The sequence below is a fragment of the Pseudomonas onubensis genome (assembly GCF_965653655.1).
Lineage (GTDB): Bacteria > Pseudomonadota > Gammaproteobacteria > Pseudomonadales > Pseudomonadaceae > Aquipseudomonas.
Map to the genome: position 1 here is coordinate 15,601 of NZ_CBFHAZ010000005.1, position 16,173 is coordinate 31,773.

Annotated in this window: 13 protein-coding genes; 1 reads left to right on the forward strand and 12 read right to left on the reverse strand. The window is 62.8% G+C overall.

The genetic code is table 11. The features are described from left to right. Window positions 1-15: 15 nt before the first annotated feature. The 11 genes from murJ to ACTD9P_RS03150 are packed head-to-tail and all read right to left on the reverse strand — an operon-like array spanning window position 16 to window position 14,310. The gene (gene murJ / locus ACTD9P_RS03100) at window positions 16-1,425 is read right to left on the reverse strand and encodes a murein biosynthesis integral membrane protein MurJ (protein ID WP_438866635.1); all 1,410 of its coding nucleotides are present in this window, start codon (window positions 1,423-1,425) and stop codon (window positions 16-18) included. A gap of 2 nt (window positions 1,426-1,427) precedes the next feature. Continuing rightward, window positions 1,428-2,861 (reverse strand): O-antigen ligase family protein, encoded by a 1,434-nt coding sequence (locus tag ACTD9P_RS03105; protein WP_438866636.1) that lies wholly within the window; start codon window positions 2,859-2,861, stop codon window positions 1,428-1,430. After that, window positions 2,858-3,961 (reverse strand): glycosyltransferase family 4 protein, encoded by a 1,104-nt coding sequence (locus ACTD9P_RS03110; RefSeq protein WP_438866637.1) that lies wholly within the window; start codon window positions 3,959-3,961, stop codon window positions 2,858-2,860. Before ACTD9P_RS03110 ends, ACTD9P_RS03105 begins: the two co-directional genes overlap by 4 nt. Next, window positions 3,952-5,169, reverse strand: a complete 1,218-nt coding sequence (locus ACTD9P_RS03115; protein WP_219268348.1) for a glycosyltransferase family 4 protein — start codon at window positions 5,167-5,169, stop codon at window positions 3,952-3,954. The genes ACTD9P_RS03110 and ACTD9P_RS03115 overlap by 10 nt, the downstream gene beginning before the upstream one ends. Before the next feature lie 8 nt (window positions 5,170-5,177). Continuing rightward, entirely contained in the window at window positions 5,178-6,506 is a 1,329-nt protein-coding gene (locus tag ACTD9P_RS03120; protein WP_438866638.1) for a beta-galactosidase, read from the reverse strand. Then, window positions 6,496-7,686 carry a glycosyltransferase gene (locus ACTD9P_RS03125; RefSeq protein ID WP_438866639.1) on the reverse strand — a complete coding sequence of 397 codons (1,191 nt, stop codon included), beginning with the start codon at window positions 7,684-7,686 and terminating at the stop codon, window positions 6,496-6,498. The genes ACTD9P_RS03120 and ACTD9P_RS03125 overlap by 11 nt, the downstream gene beginning before the upstream one ends. Then, window positions 7,686-9,677, reverse strand: a complete 1,992-nt coding sequence (locus ACTD9P_RS03130) for a GumC family protein (RefSeq protein ID WP_438866640.1) — start codon at window positions 9,675-9,677, stop codon at window positions 7,686-7,688. Before ACTD9P_RS03130 ends, ACTD9P_RS03125 begins: the two co-directional genes overlap by 1 nt. A 14-nt stretch (window positions 9,678-9,691) precedes the next feature. Further along, a complete protein-coding gene (locus tag ACTD9P_RS03135; RefSeq protein WP_058420822.1) occupies window positions 9,692-10,468 on the reverse strand; it encodes a polysaccharide biosynthesis/export family protein in 777 nt (258 codons plus the stop codon). 29 nt (window positions 10,469-10,497) lie between these two features. Further along, entirely contained in the window at window positions 10,498-11,409 is a 912-nt protein-coding gene (locus ACTD9P_RS03140; protein WP_438866641.1) for a glycosyltransferase family 2 protein, read from the reverse strand. Window position 11,410: 1 nt separating this feature from the next. Beyond that, the gene (locus ACTD9P_RS03145) at window positions 11,411-12,871 is read right to left on the reverse strand and encodes a mannose-1-phosphate guanylyltransferase/mannose-6-phosphate isomerase (RefSeq protein ID WP_438866642.1); all 1,461 of its coding nucleotides are present in this window, start codon (window positions 12,869-12,871) and stop codon (window positions 11,411-11,413) included. Then, window positions 12,871-14,310, reverse strand: a complete 1,440-nt coding sequence (locus tag ACTD9P_RS03150) for an undecaprenyl-phosphate glucose phosphotransferase (RefSeq protein ID WP_438866643.1) — start codon at window positions 14,308-14,310, stop codon at window positions 12,871-12,873. The genes ACTD9P_RS03145 and ACTD9P_RS03150 overlap by 1 nt, the downstream gene beginning before the upstream one ends. A gap of 513 nt (window positions 14,311-14,823) precedes the next feature. Here ACTD9P_RS03150 and ACTD9P_RS03155 point away from each other — a divergent pair. Further along, the gene (locus ACTD9P_RS03155) at window positions 14,824-15,453 is read left to right on the forward strand and encodes a LysE family translocator (RefSeq protein WP_438866644.1); all 630 of its coding nucleotides are present in this window, start codon (window positions 14,824-14,826) and stop codon (window positions 15,451-15,453) included. A gap of 18 nt (window positions 15,454-15,471) precedes the next feature. On the opposite strand, the gene inhA is transcribed toward ACTD9P_RS03155, so the two are convergent. Continuing rightward, on the reverse strand, window positions 15,472-16,152 hold the full coding sequence (gene inhA, locus ACTD9P_RS03160) for an isonitrile hydratase (protein ID WP_438866645.1): 681 nt from the start codon (window positions 16,150-16,152) through the stop codon (window positions 15,472-15,474). Window positions 16,153-16,173 lie beyond the last annotated feature (21 nt).

Genomic DNA, 16,173 nt, shown 5'->3' on the forward strand with positions numbered 1-16,173 from the left:
CCCCCGACCGATCGATCATGCCTTGCGCCATGGCTTGAGCCACAGCCCCATGCCCAGCAACACCACGGCGCCGGCCAGGGTGCTTAACCCCAGTTGCAGCCACACGCCTTGAATTGGAAACAGCAATAGCGCCGCGAGTCCCATCACCAGCGCACTGAGCAGCCAGTGGCGTGCCCAAGGCAGAGCATCGAGTAATGCCTGGCGCTGCATCAGCAACAGTGCGGTGCAGATCACGCCCGCCAGTGCGGCCAGGGGAATACCCGCCAGGCCAAACACAAACGGCAGCACGCCCAGCAACAACACATTGACCAGGCTGCCGAGCAGCTCGCAACGCAGCGGCTGGCGCGTATCGCCCGCGGCATAGGCATAACGCGCCAGCAGGGCATTCCAGGCACCGAACACCAGTGGCACGGCAAACCAGGCCAGCAGCAGCGGCAACGGTGAGTCCGCCGATTGTTTGGGCAACAGCAGGGCCACCAGGCTCGGCGCCGCCGCCACCAGGCCAACGCCGGCGGGCAAGGTCAGCACGCTGGCGGTTTCCAGCCCGCGCTTGAGCAGGGCCAGGCGCTCATCGCCCTGGCGTCGGCTCATCATGCCCAGCAGCACCTGGTTGAGGCTCATCAGCGCAATCAGCGGCAGGTTCATCAGCTTGCGGGCGAGGTTGACCCAGGTCACCGCGCCTTCACCGAGCAGCGACGCCACCAGCCGTTCGATCAAGGCCAGGCCCTGGCTGGCGCCATTGCTCAGTAACAGCGGCCCGATGCGCTGGCCCAGCTCGCGCAGCGGCGCAAAGGACAGTTGCCAGCGCCACGGCCGCCAGCCCTGGCGCCAGATCGACGGCAGCAACGCCAGCGGCATCAACAGGCTGCCGGCCAGGCACGCCAAGGCGAGGGAATGCGGTTGCGTGGCCGTGCCCGCCAACGCCAGGTAGGTCACCGGCGGCAGGTTGAACAGCAACGAGCCCAACCCCGCCAGCACAAACCGCTCGCTGGCCTGCAACGGAATACTGAACAGCGCATGCAGCATCAAACCGGGCACGCACCACGCGACGATTTGCAGGTTGCTGCCGGCCAGCGCCGTGGCACTGGCCGCCAACCCCGGTCCGAGCAACTGCACCAGCCACGGCGCCAGCAGTGTCAGCAACAGGCTGGTGACCAGCGCGATCAGCATCAAGGCCGGGAACAGCACCGCCAGCCAGTCCAGGCGTTCGCCGTCCTTGCGTGCCAGGTACAGCGGCAGCGCGGCGGCGCTCAAGACGCCACCGGCCAACGACATGCGCAACGCCTCGGGCAAAAACAGCGCGATCAGGAACGCATCGCTGCGCTCTCCGGCACCCCACGCAGCCACCAGCAACCACTCGCGGGCGAACCCCAGGCACAGGCCCAGCAAGGTTGCAAGCGTCAGCCAGACGGCAGAGCCGAGCATGGTTAAGGCCGCACGCCGTCAAGCAGCGGCTTGCGGTACACCACGGTCTTGACCTGCGGCAGGCGCGCCGGAAACAGTCGGCGGGCCTCCAGCACATTGATGCCGACCATCAGCCAGAACAGCGACACCATCACCACGGCAAAACTGAAGTAGTGGTCAAACAGGCCGCTGACCAGTGCCGCCAGAATCCCGGCTGTGCTGCCCAGCCACAGTGCGTTGTCTTTGGTCAGGCGGATCGGGCCTTTGTCCGGGCGCGCTTCACGCCACCAGCGCACTGTCACGGCAATAAACAACAGCATGCCGACAATGCCGATCTTGTAGACGTAGTTCAGCCACAGGTTGGAGATCCCCAAAAAGTGCGTGCCCGGCACTGGCGGGTCGACCTTGAAGCCGATGCCGAACGGGTAGGCCGCCACCGCCTGCGGGAACATGCGGTATTCGTCGAAACGGATTTCGGTACTGGCGTTATCCGAGGAGAAAATCGTCGCCAGGCGGTCCTGCAACGGCGGATAAGCCATCACCAGCGCCACGGTCAGTGCCGCACCGATCATCAACAAGCGGCCGGTGTAGGGCACGCGGCGCGTGGCCATCCAGATCAGTACCAGCGCGAGGCTGACCATCGCCCCACGGCTACTGGCCAGCAGCAATGCAGCAGCCCCCAGGCACGCCACGCCCAGGCCCAACCCGCGCTTCCAGCCCTGTTCGGTCATGCCGAAGCAGAAGGCCAAGGGCAGCAGCAGGGCCATGATCCCGCCGATGGCATTCGGGTGCATCCACGGCGAGCCCATGCGCGACGACATCGCCTCCAGGCCGAATTTCAGGGTGTCGAAGTTGCCGTAATTGAACAGCGCCAGCACCGGCGCAATGCCGGCGCCCGAGCGGGTGCGCACGAACACTGCAATCGACAGCACCAGCATCGCCAGGGTGCCCAGCAACAGGGCAATCACCAACGATTCGCGGTGCTTGTGGTCGACCAGCAGCTTGGCGGCCAGAAACACCCCCGACAGGTTCAGCAACCAACGCAGCCAGTTCGCCACGCCACTGCTGTCGGCGTGAATGGTGACCTGGCCGACGATAAACGGGAACACGCTGAACAGCATCAGCCACAGCAGCATCTGGTCGGTGGGGCGGCGTGTAAGGCTCGGCGTGGCCGGCACACGGGCCAGGAAGCTGTGCCACAGCACCGCGCCCCAGGTCAGCGCCAGGATCGCTTCGCTGACCGTACTGCGAATACCCAGGTTGAGGGTGGAGTAGGGCATGAAGGTTGCCATCCCGGCGAACAACAGCAAGCCCCAGAACGGGAAGCGCAAAATAGTCACCGCAGCGGCCAGGCCGATCACCGCGAGAAACGCCTTGGCCGGTGATAGCATCAAGGCGAGTGCACCGAACAGCAGGCCGAACAGGATGGCGACGAGGCTTGCCAGGGAGAGTCTCATTTCAATTCCTCGATCAGTTCGGCCAGGCGTTGGCGATAGGCATGCTGATTGAAACGCTCTGCCCACTGGCGGTGTTGTTCGGGAGTGTCTTCATCCGCCTGATCACTCAGGCCCAGCATCAATTGCACCAGCGCCGGGCCATCGGTGGGCGAAAAACGCGGTGCCGACGGCGGGGTGATTTCATCCAGCGAGGTGCCGCTGGCCACCGCCACCGGCGTGCCGACGCTCAACGCTTCGATCACCGGCAAGCCAAAGCCTTCGGCATAGGACGGCTGCCACAGCCGCGAGGCCTGGCGGTACAGGGCGTGCAGCTCGGCATCCGACACACCGCTCAGGGCGCGAATCCCCGGCAGGCTGCGCTGAGCTTCGGGCAGGTGCTCGAGGCTGCCGACCAATACCAGTTCCGGCACTGCAGGTGAGAGCCGACGCGCCTGTTGCCAGGCCTCCACCAGAAACGGCACGTTCTTGCGCAATTCGCGTGTACCCACCAACAGCCAATAGCGCGGTGGCAGCTGGCGCGCAGTGAGGTCCGCCGCCAGTTCGATAAATCCATCGACCTGATTGGGCAACACGCGCACCTTGCCGGCGGCCTTGGGAAACAAACGCACGGTTTCATCGGCACTGTACTGCGACGGCGTCCACACCCGGTCGGCGCTGTGTACCGCATAGCTGATCGACAGGCGATCGCTGGTTTTGTAGATCAACGCCTTCAAACGGTTGGCGTGGTAGTTGTTCAACGTGATCTGGAACAGGTCGTGCAGCAGCACCACGCTGCGCATGCCTTTTGGTTTGGGTGGCAGCGGCAGGCCCATGTTGAAGGTGCTGATGTACAGGTCGATCCGCTGTTCGCGCAAGGCCTGCGGTAAAAAGCCGGCCTCGAAGCGCAGGCGATTCTGCGGCTGGTGCATGGCGGTTTTCGCACAGCCCCAGGCCGGGCAGTGGGCCTGCAAGCGCGTTTCATCGCCCAGCGGCGCCACGGTGAAGCGCTCCAGTTCAATGCCCGGCAATGTGCGCAGGGCGGCCTCGAGCGCATACACCTGGCGGCTGATGCCCGATTGCGGTGAGGTGCCGACGGTGCGGTAATCCAGGCCTACACGCATACGGGCTCCTTTTGATTGAGCGGTGCCAGTGAGGCATACACCTGCTCCAGCTGGCTGGCGGCAACGCTCCAGTCATGGGCACGGCGCACATAGGCGCGGCCGGCTTCACCCATGGGCGCGGCGGCCTCGGGAAATTGCAGCAGGCGCACCACGGCATCCGCCAGGCTCTCGGCACTTTGCCCGCCGAGGTAATCCAACCCTTCTACCAGGTCCAGGCCCGACACACCTTGCTCGGTGCTCGCCAGGGGCAACCCGGCTGCAAGCGCTTCGAGCACTTTCAATTTGGAGCCGCCGCCATGGCGCAAGGGCGCCAGGAACACCGAACAGCTCGATTGCAGGTTCAACAGGTTCGGCACAAACCCTTGCCATTCGATGCGCGGGTCTTTCCAACGCTCGCGCCAACTACCGGGCATGCCGAACCCGCAGACACTCATGCGCGCCTGCGGGCAACGCTCCCAGACTTTGGGCAGGATCTCATCCAGCGCCCACTCGATGGCGTCCACGTTGGGCGCGTATTCATAGTTACCGAGGAACAACACGCGCTGGGTCGACGGGTCGGGATGGGCGGCGGCGAAGTGATCGCAGTCCACGCCATTGACCACCACCGGCACCGGTTTGCCGGCGATTTTGGCCAGCACTTGCGCGTCGGCTTCGGTGACGGCCACCACTTGCGCCGCCTGGCGCATCACTCGATGTTCCCAGCGGCTGTAGCGCCATTGATCATAGCGAATGAACGGCAGCGCCCAGCGCGGCAGGCGGTCGTAGGTGGCGGCGCCCAACGCCGATTCCACGTTATGTTCGGTCAGCACGAACGGCTGGGATTTACGTGCCAGCGCATCTTCGTAGGGTTGGAAGGTGTAGGTGTGCTCGATCTGCACCACGTCCCAATGCTCGTTGAGCAGTTGGTGAAAGGTGTCCTGCAAGGCACCCGACAGGCCATTCACACTGGCCAGCAGCGGGTAGGGCGCCAACAACCCGGCCACCAGGGTTTTGAGGCTGCGCAGCGGGCGGCGCGGCAGGATGATCAGTTGTTCGAGGAAGGCTTCCAGCACTTGGCGGTCGGTCAGCGACACCGGGTGTTTGTCATGCAGCAGCAGGGTGATCCGATGCCCACGCGCCGCCAGGCTGCGCAGCAGGTGGAACTGGCGGGTCTTGCCGCCACTGGTGGCGGGCCAGGGTGAGTAGGGCAGGATCCATAAAATGCGCATGGCAGGCCTCAATCCCATAACAGAATTTGCAGGTTCGACTTGACCGGTACGGTCAGGCCGTCGGTGCCACTCAGCGGGGTTTGCGTGCCGCGCAGCGGGTCGTACAGGGTCGCGCCGGTCAGGCCGGGCAAGTGCGCGTTGCCGCCCTGGGCCGACCAGAAATACCAGAGTTTGTGGCCGTCGGCGCGGGTCCAGCCGATGCTGAACAGGCCGTCCGGCAATTGGTCGGCGCTGGGCGGGTCGCCGGGTGTGAGTTGCGGCCCGCTGACGTCGAGGAAGTTCTTCAGGGCGGTATAGACCGGTTTGGGGTTGGCGTCGATGTCGAGCAAGCCGTAAGACTGGTCGCGCACGCTGGCGCGCTGGTCGAGGTCGCTCAGGGTGAACAGGAAGATCCTGTCGAAATCCATTGCGCTCATCAGTGCCACGCGGCGCACTACATAATCGGCCTGGCCCTGCAAGGTAATCAGGTCTTGGGCGTCTTTGGGGCCGGGGTAGGTTGACCAGCCCCACTCGGTGCTCCACAGGGTGTGCACGCCACCGGCGCGCAGGGACTGGTTGAGCACCGTGGTCTTGGCGATAAAGTCCAGGTTCGCCGGGTCGTTGCCTTCGGGAAGCTGGGTGTAAGGGTGATAGGAAATCACCGTGTTCAAACTGGCCACGCCCAGCGCGCCAAGGGCCGAGAGCATGGTCTGGCCGTTGGGCATCTCGCTGAAGAACGCCATGCCGGCGGCCACCACTGGTTTGTTCGCATCCACTGCGCGCAAGGCGGCGGCGGTGACGGTCAGCAAGTTGGCATAGCCTGCGGGGTCGGCTGCCGGGCGCCAGAAGCCAAGCAGGTTAGGTTCGTTCCACACCTGCCAGGCATCGACGCTGGGGTAGCGTTGCGACAACAGCGCCATGCGGTTGGCGAACACATTCGGGTCCTTGGGCGGGTACTGGTCCTGATACGGCGCACCGACCGGCGCGGTGGTGGCGAAGGGCGCCGAACCCACCAGGTAGAACACCGACTTGAGCTGGTTGGTTTGCAGGTTGGCGACCAACTGATCCAGGGTCGCGACCTGATACTGGCCCTCAACGGGCTCCAACTGGTCCCAATGCAGATCCAGGCGCACCCATTGCAGGCCCAGGGCCTTGAGCCGGCCGATCTGCAGTTGATACAACGTGGGGCTGAACCACAGGAACTGCGCGTTCACCCCCAGAAAGTCCTTCCACACCACCACCTTGTTGCCCTTGAGCACATGGTTTTCGGCGTCGGCCTGACGCCCCCACATAAAGGCGCTGAGGCCGATGGCCGCGACCACGGCCAGGGTGGCTAACCACGTGCGTCTAGGTGCCATAAGGTGCTCCTGCAATGGCCTGTTCAAAGAGCTGCTTGAACTGCTGCGCGGTCAATGGCCACAGGCGTTCACGGCCGATTTCTGCGGCGCGCTCGGCCCAGTCGCGGGCCAGGGTCGGTGTGCGTGCCAGGCGCAGCAGCTGTGCACTCAAGGCCGCCACATCACCTTGGGGATAGATCGCACCATTGCCGCTGGCGACTTCTTCGGCAAACGCGCGCGCATCCGACGTGATCGCCCCACGCCCGCACGCCGCCGCCCAGGACAGCGCACCACTGGTGCCGCGTTGGCGCCCCAGCAGGCCGAGTTTTTTTGATTCGCGGTACGGCAGCACCATCACATGGTGCGCCTGGATCGTCTGCGCGATCTCGCCGGCCGGCAGGTTCAGCCGCCAGTCGATGGCGCCCGCCAGGCCGAGGTCGGCGATCTGGCGGTTCAACTGTTCCAGGTAATTGCCGCCTGCGCCAAATGCCATTTCGGCGGCAGTGCCACCGGCCAGGGTCAGGCGCACACGGTCACGCAATTCGGGGGCCTGCTTGAAAGCATCGGCCAACGCCTGCAACAGGTCTTCAATGCCTTTGCCACGGTAAATAAAGCCGAAATACAGCAGGTGCAAGGTGTCCAGCGACGGCAACGGTGCCGGCGCAATCGCCAGGTTGGCGTGGTTGATCACCGCCACTTTGCCGGCCGGCAGTTGCATACGTTGGGACAAACAATCGGCGCCCAGACGCGTGAGCGTCACCAGCCGCGTCAGGCCTTGGGCGACCTGGCGTTCTTCACGCAAGGTCAGCGGGTCGGCCAGCACCACCGCCGCTTGCGGTAATGGGCTGGGCAGACGCTCCAACAGGTTCAGTGGAAAGGGCAGGTGCTCCCGCCGCCAGACCATGCGTTCGGGGTCATGCACGGTGGCGGTCAGCGGCAGTTTGGGGTGGGCCTTGCGCAACTCGCGCAGGGCCAGGAATTCGCCAAGCCGCCCGCCACCCAGCTCGGCGTGGACCAGGTCCACGCGTTGCCAGTCGAACCCGGCGATGGCCTGCTGGATTGCAGCGCTGCTGCCTTCCACGCCGCTCAACGGTGTCGCCACCGTCACGCCCAACTGCTCCAAGGCCGTCTTGAAATGGTTCGCGTAGTCGGCGATCCCGTTTTTTTCCGGCGGCAAAGGCGCGAGCAGGGCGATGCGCATCAGAACGCTCCCCGGTATTTGGCGATGGTTTTGAGCACCTTGGCCGGCACTTCAAATTTGCGCCGGTTGATGATGATGCCGTCCACCTTGCCGAACGCAGTGTTGAGGATCGACAGCGCGTGTTCCACCACCGGCACCGTGCTTTTCTGCGCTTCCACCACCAGGGCAATCAGGTCGGCGCGGCGCAGGTTGATAAAGGCGTCGCGGTTATCCAGCAGCGCCGACGCATCCAGCAGTACCAATTCGCCAGGTGCCGCCGGTTGCGCGCCGCCGACCCGCACGTTGATGCCGTTCTCTTGCAGCAATTGGCGCAGTTGTTCGACCACAAAGGTCACGCCCTCGCCATGCCGTGCCGAGGTCAGCCCCAGGGTCATGCCGCGCTCGGCAATGCGGTCCAGCTGCAGCAAACCGTACAGGCGGTAAATGCTCGCATTGAACGCGTTGGTACTCTGCGCGGTGCTGGTGTCCAGCTCCGGCAGGGTGGTCCACAGCGGCAGGCCGAACTTGCGCTCCACCAACCCGCCGTCGTGAATGCGCTGGTCCAGCAGGTAGCACAGGTAGACCACCAGCAGGCCGACGACGATCGAGAACGGAATCGCCAACAGCAACATCAGCAAGGTTTTCGGGAAGATCCGGCCTGGGTTCAGGGTGGCTTCTTCGATCACGGCAATGTTGCTGATCTGGCTCTTGTCCAGCTCACGGTCGATGCGCGATTTTTCCAGGTTGTCCACGTACAGCGCGTAGTTGCGCTCGGTGGCGCTCAGTTCACGAGAGAGGCGAGTCAGCTCCGGTTCAATCTCCAGCGCCTCCTTGCGTTGTGCCTCAAGGTTCACCAATTGTTTTTGCTGCTGAACCAATTGGGTGCGCAGCGCCAGGTTGTTGCTCGACTCATCCAGCAGCACCCGCTGCAAGTGAATTTCGAGGGTGTTCGGCGCGCGGTTTTCCGAGCTTTGCACCGTGTTGCTTTCACCGGCCACCTGCGCCTGCATCGCGCGAATCGACGCATCCAGGGCTTTGACCGGCGGCGCGTTATCGGTGTAGGTGCGCATCATGTCGGCCTTTTCCAGCAGCTTCTGATTGAGCAGGCGACGCAAATCCTGTTGCTGCGGGTTCAGTGCGATCTGGCGCACCGTGGTGACTTCCTTGGGCTGGCCCTTGAGTTGGTCGCGGGTGCTCTGGATCGCGCTGTCGGAAGAGGCGATCAGGCGCGTGGTGTTGAAGGTCTCGCCACGCAGCACATTGATGCGCTCGGACAAGTCTTCCAGGCGGTCGGTGATGCTCGCCGCACCGATCTCGTTCAAGTGCTTGAGGATCTGCTCCTTGTAGCTTTTGATCTCGGTGGCGCTGGTGTTCACCTGGCCTTCATAGAAGGCATACAGGCTCTTGCGGCCCAGTGCCTGGGTGCGTTCGGTAATGTAGGTCTCAACCCAGTCCTTGACCACCTGTTGGGCGATCTCCGGGTCACCCCAGCGAAAGCTGATATCCATCACCGTGGAGCCCACGGCGTGGCTGACCTCGAAGTTTTTCTCAAGGCTGGCGGCCAGGCGTTCCACGGGGGTGGTTTTTTCCAGGATGCCGACGGTTTCCAGTACCACGCGAACCCCATCGAACACCGCGCCCACACCTTCCTTGAGGTAGTACTTGGTGCGCTTCCAGAAGCCTTCCGGCGGCGGTGCGTTGGCGATCACTTCCAGGTAATGCTCGGCCACCGTGCGCACAATCGGCCGCCCGGTCAGCAGGCGCTCCTCGTCCACGATCGGGTCGCGCTGGGTGCTGGGCATCACGATTGCCTGGCGGTTGCTGATCTCGATCGGCAAGGTCGAATCACGCCCCGGCTTGACCAGCAGGCGCGCGGTGGATTCGTACTTGGCCGGCAGCAAAAAGGCCCCCAGCAAGATGATCACCAGCGCCGCGATGGCCGCCAGTTTGAACTCGTGCCGGAAGATGAAGAACAGGCGCAGAAGATCACGAAAAGAACGGATCTCGATCATGGGATGTCGCTCCTTCAGTTATTGCCGCCGCTGGTTCGGGTGTAGTTGTAGCCAACCCCGATCGACTTGGTGAACGGGATCAGTTGGTTCAAGTAGGTATCCACCCCTTGGATGCGCTCGCCGACGTTGGATTTGGGCACGAACACCACGTCGCCGCGTTGCAGGTGCACCGGTTTACGTCCGTTGGGACCGGGCTTGAGGTATTGGCTGAAATCCAGGAAGTAGGCGTGATAGGCGCCCTGGGCATCTTCGCGCAGCAGCGCGACCATGCTCGCGTTGCCCGACGGGTTGACCCCACCGGCGCCGACGATGGCTTGCTCCAGGGTGTTGGCCGTGCCCAGCTGCACGGCGGTGGGGTTATTCACCGCGCCGCCGACGATCACCGAGTTGCCCGGTGCCTGGTTGATGTTCACCGTCACCCGTGGTTCGCGATACACCGGCGCGAGCTTGTTGCTCAGCTCGGTGGCCAGTTCCGAGGGCTGGCGCCCGGCGACCTGGATCGGCCCCAGGAACGGGTAATTGATCTTGCCGTCGGTCTGCACCGTGTACAGCGTCAGCTCATAGATGGTGCTGACGTTGAACGCCGACAGCGTCGGCATTTCCCCGGCATCACGCACAATGCGCAACTGGTCGCCGATGCGGATACGCTCCACCGCCGGCGGCAGTTGCGCAAGCTGGTCGAGGGCGCGTTTGCCGTCTTCAACGGTCTGGTCGTCCGGCGGGACGATGCGTGCGGGCGTATTGCAGGCGGCCAACGCCATCATGGCCAGGACGAGCAAGGTTCGTTTCATCAAGGGGGACTTCCTGTAGGTCATGATGCTCACCTCCAATAACCGGGGAACATGCTGATGCGCCGCTTGAGGGCGAGGGGTAGCCGGCGTTCCAGATGGCCCAGCCGGTAGCCGAGCAACTTGAACGCGCTGCGCACCAGTACTTCGGGCACGCGGTGCAATGCACCGGCTGCGCGCAATGCCGCGAGCTCAGCCAGTACATAGCGTTTACCTTCACCGCCGGCATCGCCAAACGCCTGGCGGATCCACGGCTCGCGACCGTAGAACACGCCAATGTCGAAGTAGCGGTGAAACTCATCCATGAGTCGGTAATCGTGGGAGTGGTACACCCGTGCAGTGGCGGCGTAGCGCACGGTGTAGCCTTCGAGCAGCATGCGCGCGGCGACGTAGGCGTCTTCGCTGCCGATCACATCGGCGGGGAAGCCTCCGACGGCCTGCAAGGCGCTGCGTCGGTACACGGAAAACGAGTCGGAGCTGAAGCAGGTTTTGATCCCGAGCGTGGGCGCGTCGGCCATGCGCTTGGTGCGGCTCTGGTCCGGGTAATTGAAGTGCCGCGACTGCGCGCCCAGCACCCCGGCGCCGGGGTGCGGCAACTGGCGACCGTAGGCCACGCCGTTGAGCGGGTCTTGCTGCAGCTCATCGAGCAGGTTGGCGAAGGTCTCGGCATCGGCGGGGATCGCGTCCTGGGTCATCACGATCAGTGCGTCACCGCTCACCTGCTCACTGGCCCAGCGGCGAGTGCCGCCGTGGTTGAAATCACGCGCATCGATCACCTCGACCCGGGCGCCGAATTCGCGAAAGCGCGCCACGGTGTCATCGCTGGACGCGCTGTCGACCACCAGCATCTCGTCCGGTTGCAGCGTCTGCTTGTTCAGCGCAGGCAGCAGTCGCGCCAGGTGGCTGGACGCGTTGCGGGTCGGGATGATCAACGAGGTGCGCATGTCACTTCTTCACTTCTGCCGGCGCACGCCCATAGATATCGTCAAAGCGCACGATGTCGTCCTCACCCAGGTACTCGCCGCTCTGCACCTCGATCATCACCAGGTCGATGATGCCGGGGTTGGTCAGGCGGTGCTTGTGCCCGGCCGGGATGTAGGTGGACTCGTTGGCGTTGATCAAAAACTCACGCTCGCCATTGGTGATTTGCGCGGCGCCACTGACCACCACCCAGTGCTCGCTGCGGTGATGGTGCATCTGCAACGACAGCGAGGCCTGGGGCTTGACCACGATGCGCTTGATCTTGAAGCGGCTGCTTTCCTCCAGCACCGTATATGTGCCCCACGGCCGGGTGACGGTGCGGTGCAAGCTGAACGCCGGATGGTTCTGGCGCTTGAGTTCGGCGACGATGTAGCGCACGTCCTGGCTGCGGTTGGCGTCGGCGATCAGCAGTGCGTCAGGGGTGTCGACGATGATCAGGTCGCGCACGCCGACGGCGCCGAGTACGCGCTTGGGCGAGTCGATGTAGCAGTTATGCACGTCATGCAAAATCGCTTCGCCATTCACCTGGTTGCCATGCGCATCGCTGGGCGTGAGCTGGCGCAGTGCTTCCCAGGAGCCGATATCGCTCCAGCCGATGTCGCAGGGCACCACGGCGACTTGCTTGGACTTCTCCATCAAGGCCACGTCGATGGAAATGTCCGGCGCGCTGCCGAACGCATCCGCATCGAGTTCGCGCTGGCGCGAGGTTTTGTTTTGCAGGCCATGGCTGTGTTCCAGGGCCGCTCTGGCAGCGGTCAGCACCTCGGGGGCATGGGCGGCGAGTTCGTCCACCAGGGTGCCGGCCTTGAAGCAGAACATACCGGCGTTCCACAGGTGCTTGCCGCCGTCGAGGTAGGCTTGCGCGGTGGCCAGGTCGGGCTTCTCGACAAAGCGTTTGACCCGGTTGCCGGTGCCCAGCGCGTCACCTTTTTCGATATAGCCAAAACCGGTTTCCGGGTGATCGGGCTGGATGCCGAAGGTCACCAGGTAGCCGGCTTCAGCCAGGTCGCGCGCCTGGGTTACAGCCTCGGCGAACGCGACTTCATTGAGGATCAGATGGTCGGCGGGCATCACCAGTAACTGTACGTCGTCGCCGAAATGCTCCTGCACATGCAGCGCCGCCACGGCAATCGCCGCTGCGGTGTTGCGCCCGAAGGGTTCGAGCAGCAGGTCCAGGGGCAGGTGGGCCTTGTTGACCCCACGGTAGTCATCCAGGGTGCGAAACAGCAGGTCGCGGTTGGTCACCGTGAGCACGCTTTCCACGCCGGGCAACTTGGCCGCGCGCTGAAAAGTCTTCTGCAACAGGCTCTGGCCGTCACGCATGCGCATGAAGGGCTTGGGCATGTTCTGCCGCGAGACCGGCCACAGCCGCGTACCCGAACCACCGGAAATGATGCAGGGAATTAATCCGTTGAGGGTGTTCATCAATAGACTTCCTTGGTGGAGAGGACGGCCGGGACCGTCATGAAGACGATGTACAAGTCAAACCACACCGACCACTTGGAGATGTACTCCAGGTCGTACTCGACACGTTTCTGGATTTTGAACAGGGTATCGGTCTCGCCCCGATAGCCGTTGATCTGCGCCCAGCCGGTGATGCCTGGCTTGACGCGATGGCGCGAACTGTACTCGCTTACCGCCACTTCGAACGGAATGCCTGCGGCTTTGGTGGCCGTGGCATGCGGGCGCGGGCCGACCATGGACATATTGCCCAGCAGCACATTAAACAGCTGCGGCAGCTCATCGATGCTGGTCTTGCGAATGATGCGGCCCACGCGGGTGATGCGTGGGTCTTTGCGGGTGGTCTGTTGTTCGGCGGTGAAGTCGCTCTGGTCGGTGAACATCGAGCGGAACTTGAACACGCGAATCTCGTTGTCGTTGTAGCCAAAACGGTTCTGGCGAAACAGCACCGGGCCCTTGGAGTCGAGCTTGATGGCGATGGCCGTGCACAGCATCACCGGCGACAGCGCCACCAGGGCCAGGCTGGCCAGCAGTAAGTCTTCACAGCGCTTGATAAAGGGCGACCAGCCGCGCAACGGCAGCTGCGAGGTGTTGAACATCAGGATGCCGCCCACGTCGGTGATGCGGCTGTGGCCGTAGCGCAGGGCGGCCATGTCGGGCACCAGCATCACGTTCACCGACATCTGCCGCAGGCGGTTGACCAGCCCATGAATGCGCTGCTCGGCGGCCCACGGCAGGCAGATCATCACTTGGTTGACCTGCTCGGCACGGATCAGTTTTTCCAGGTCACGGGTATTGCCCAGCAACGGCAGGTTGCTCAATTCCTTGGGAATGCGCTCGGTGCGGTCGTCAATGAAACCGATCAGGCCGGAGCGGATATCGCCATTGCGTTGCAGATGGTCGGCCACATGCACGGCGGTGTCGGTAAACCCCAGGATGACCGTGCGTTGCAGGTACTTGCCCTTGCGCATCAGGTTGCGATAAAGGCGCAGCATCACCAGGCGTTCAACGCAGAACAAAGCCAGGCTGGCGATGTACCAGACCACCAGGTTGCGCGGGGTCAATTGCGGGAAAAACTGCAGTATCTGGTACATGAACAACAAGATGCAGAACGCCGCAGACCAGGCCACGATGCTGGTGCGCAGGCGCAGGCGATTGCTGAACAGCTCTTCGGAATAAATCCCCAGAGCCTGAAACAGAATAATGCTCAGCACTGCAAAAAACAGCAGCAGGCCGAGAAAGTGGGACAGTAGCTCGGGGGCCAGCGGGTCAAGGAACAACACCAGCACCAAAGGTGGCAAAATCGCAGTGAGGCCGTGGACCAACTTGACGAAAACAACAAAAAATTCAACGAATCCAGCACGGGTCAGAAACAGGCTATCGACTGACGACTTTTCTCGCATAACAACATCCCTCATTGCACTCCAGACTTTCTGTTCGGCTACTTCAACCTGCTTGATAAGAAGGCAAATCGAACGACGGCTATGCTGGGTAAAACGCAACTATTTCATCCAAGTGCAACCGTCCAAATGGAGGAAATTGGCAGGGGGCAGTGACTAAAGGATTTTTCCTTTTATTGGCTTGGTCAAAAAGTTGACCGTGGAGCGAAGGTGGTATTCCAGACACGTTGGTTCAGGTTTTTATGTGTCATGTTGTTGACATTCCTTGTTCGTGCACTCGGTCTTGGGGTGTGATTTTGAGTGTAGGAACAAATATGGGAATTTTCCTGCTGGATGAGTAAACCTTTTTCGAAGGTGGCAGAAAAAGGGGACAGAGAGGGCGCGGCAACGCCAACAAACAAGGCATGGAGGCTAATGTTTTTTGTGCAGGATGATAGAAATGTATCCAGCACAATTTTTTGTTTGCGCAAGGTTCACCGATTAACCTGCGGGCTTTCCCTGGTAGATGGCTTGAGCATGATCGACCTCGCAACCCTCGCGGTGTTTTCCGGCGCTGTTTTGCTGTTGCTGCTGTCACCTGGGCCGAACATGGCATTTGTGATCAGCCATGGCGTGAGTTACGGCTGGCGCGGGGGCGTGGCTTCAAGCCTTGGGATCTGCGTGGCGGACCTGCTGCTGACTGCCTTGACGGCCTGCGGGGTCACCGCTTTGGTTGCCAGCTGGCCGCCGGCGTTTGATTTGATTCGGTACGCCGGGGTGATCTACCTGGTGTGGCTGGTGTTCAAGACTCTGCAAAAAAACACCGGCCTGGATATGACCCAGGTCCAGCGTGTACGTTTGGGGCATGTGTTTGTGCAGGCCATGCTCAACAGTTTGCTCAACCCTAAGGCGTTGTTGTTTTTTATGGTGTTCCTGCCCCAATTCGTCAAGCCAGAGGCAGGCTCCATTGCGATGCAGCTGTGGGTGCTGGGCGGCGTTCTGACCCTGATCGCCGGGGTTTTCCATGCCTTGCTGGGCATTTTTGGCGGGGCGATCAGCCGAGTGTTTGCGGGCAGTAGCCACAGCGCCAGGCTACAGAAATGGGGCCTGGCGACCGTGCTGATGCTATTGGCGGCGCGGTTGGCCTTTATGTCTCGGCCAGCCTGACCTACCCCATTCGTGCCATCAGCCCAACCGCGCGGCTGCCCGCGCCACAATTTCACCGCGCACCCGACGCGATTCCGCCGTGCGCTTGTTGGCTTCCTCCAGCACATGTTCAGGCGCGGTGTGCGGGCTGCCCGCGTCAAACGGCGGTGCTGGCGCGTATTCGATCTGCAACTGCACCAGCTGCGCGGCGGCCTCGCTGTACAGCTCGGCGGCCAGGGTCAGGGCAAAGTCGATCCCCGCAGTGATCCCGCCACCGGTGAACAGGTTGCCGTCACGCACCACGCGCGCCTGCACCGGGATGGCGCCCAGCGGGGCGAGCAGGTCGTGATAGGCCCAGTGGGTGGTGGCCTTGCGGCCGCGCAGCAAACCCGCCGCGCCGAGCACCAGTGAGCCGGTGCATACCGAGGTCACGTAGCGGGCGGTCTGCGCCTGGGCTTTGAGGAAATCGAGGGTTTGTGGGTCTTCCATCAAGGCGCCGACGCCGGAACCGCCGGGCACGCACAGCACATCCAGGCGCGGGCAGTCGGCATAGGCCATGGTCGGAGTGAACACCAACCCGGTGCTGGAGGTGATCGGCGCCAGGTCCTTCCACACCAGGTGCAGCTTCACATCCGGCAGCGAACCCAACACATCATAGGGGCCGGTAAGGTCAAGCTGCTGGATGCCGGGGAACAACAGAAAACCGATCTGCAAGGTCATGAATCAAGCTCCGTTAAAAGG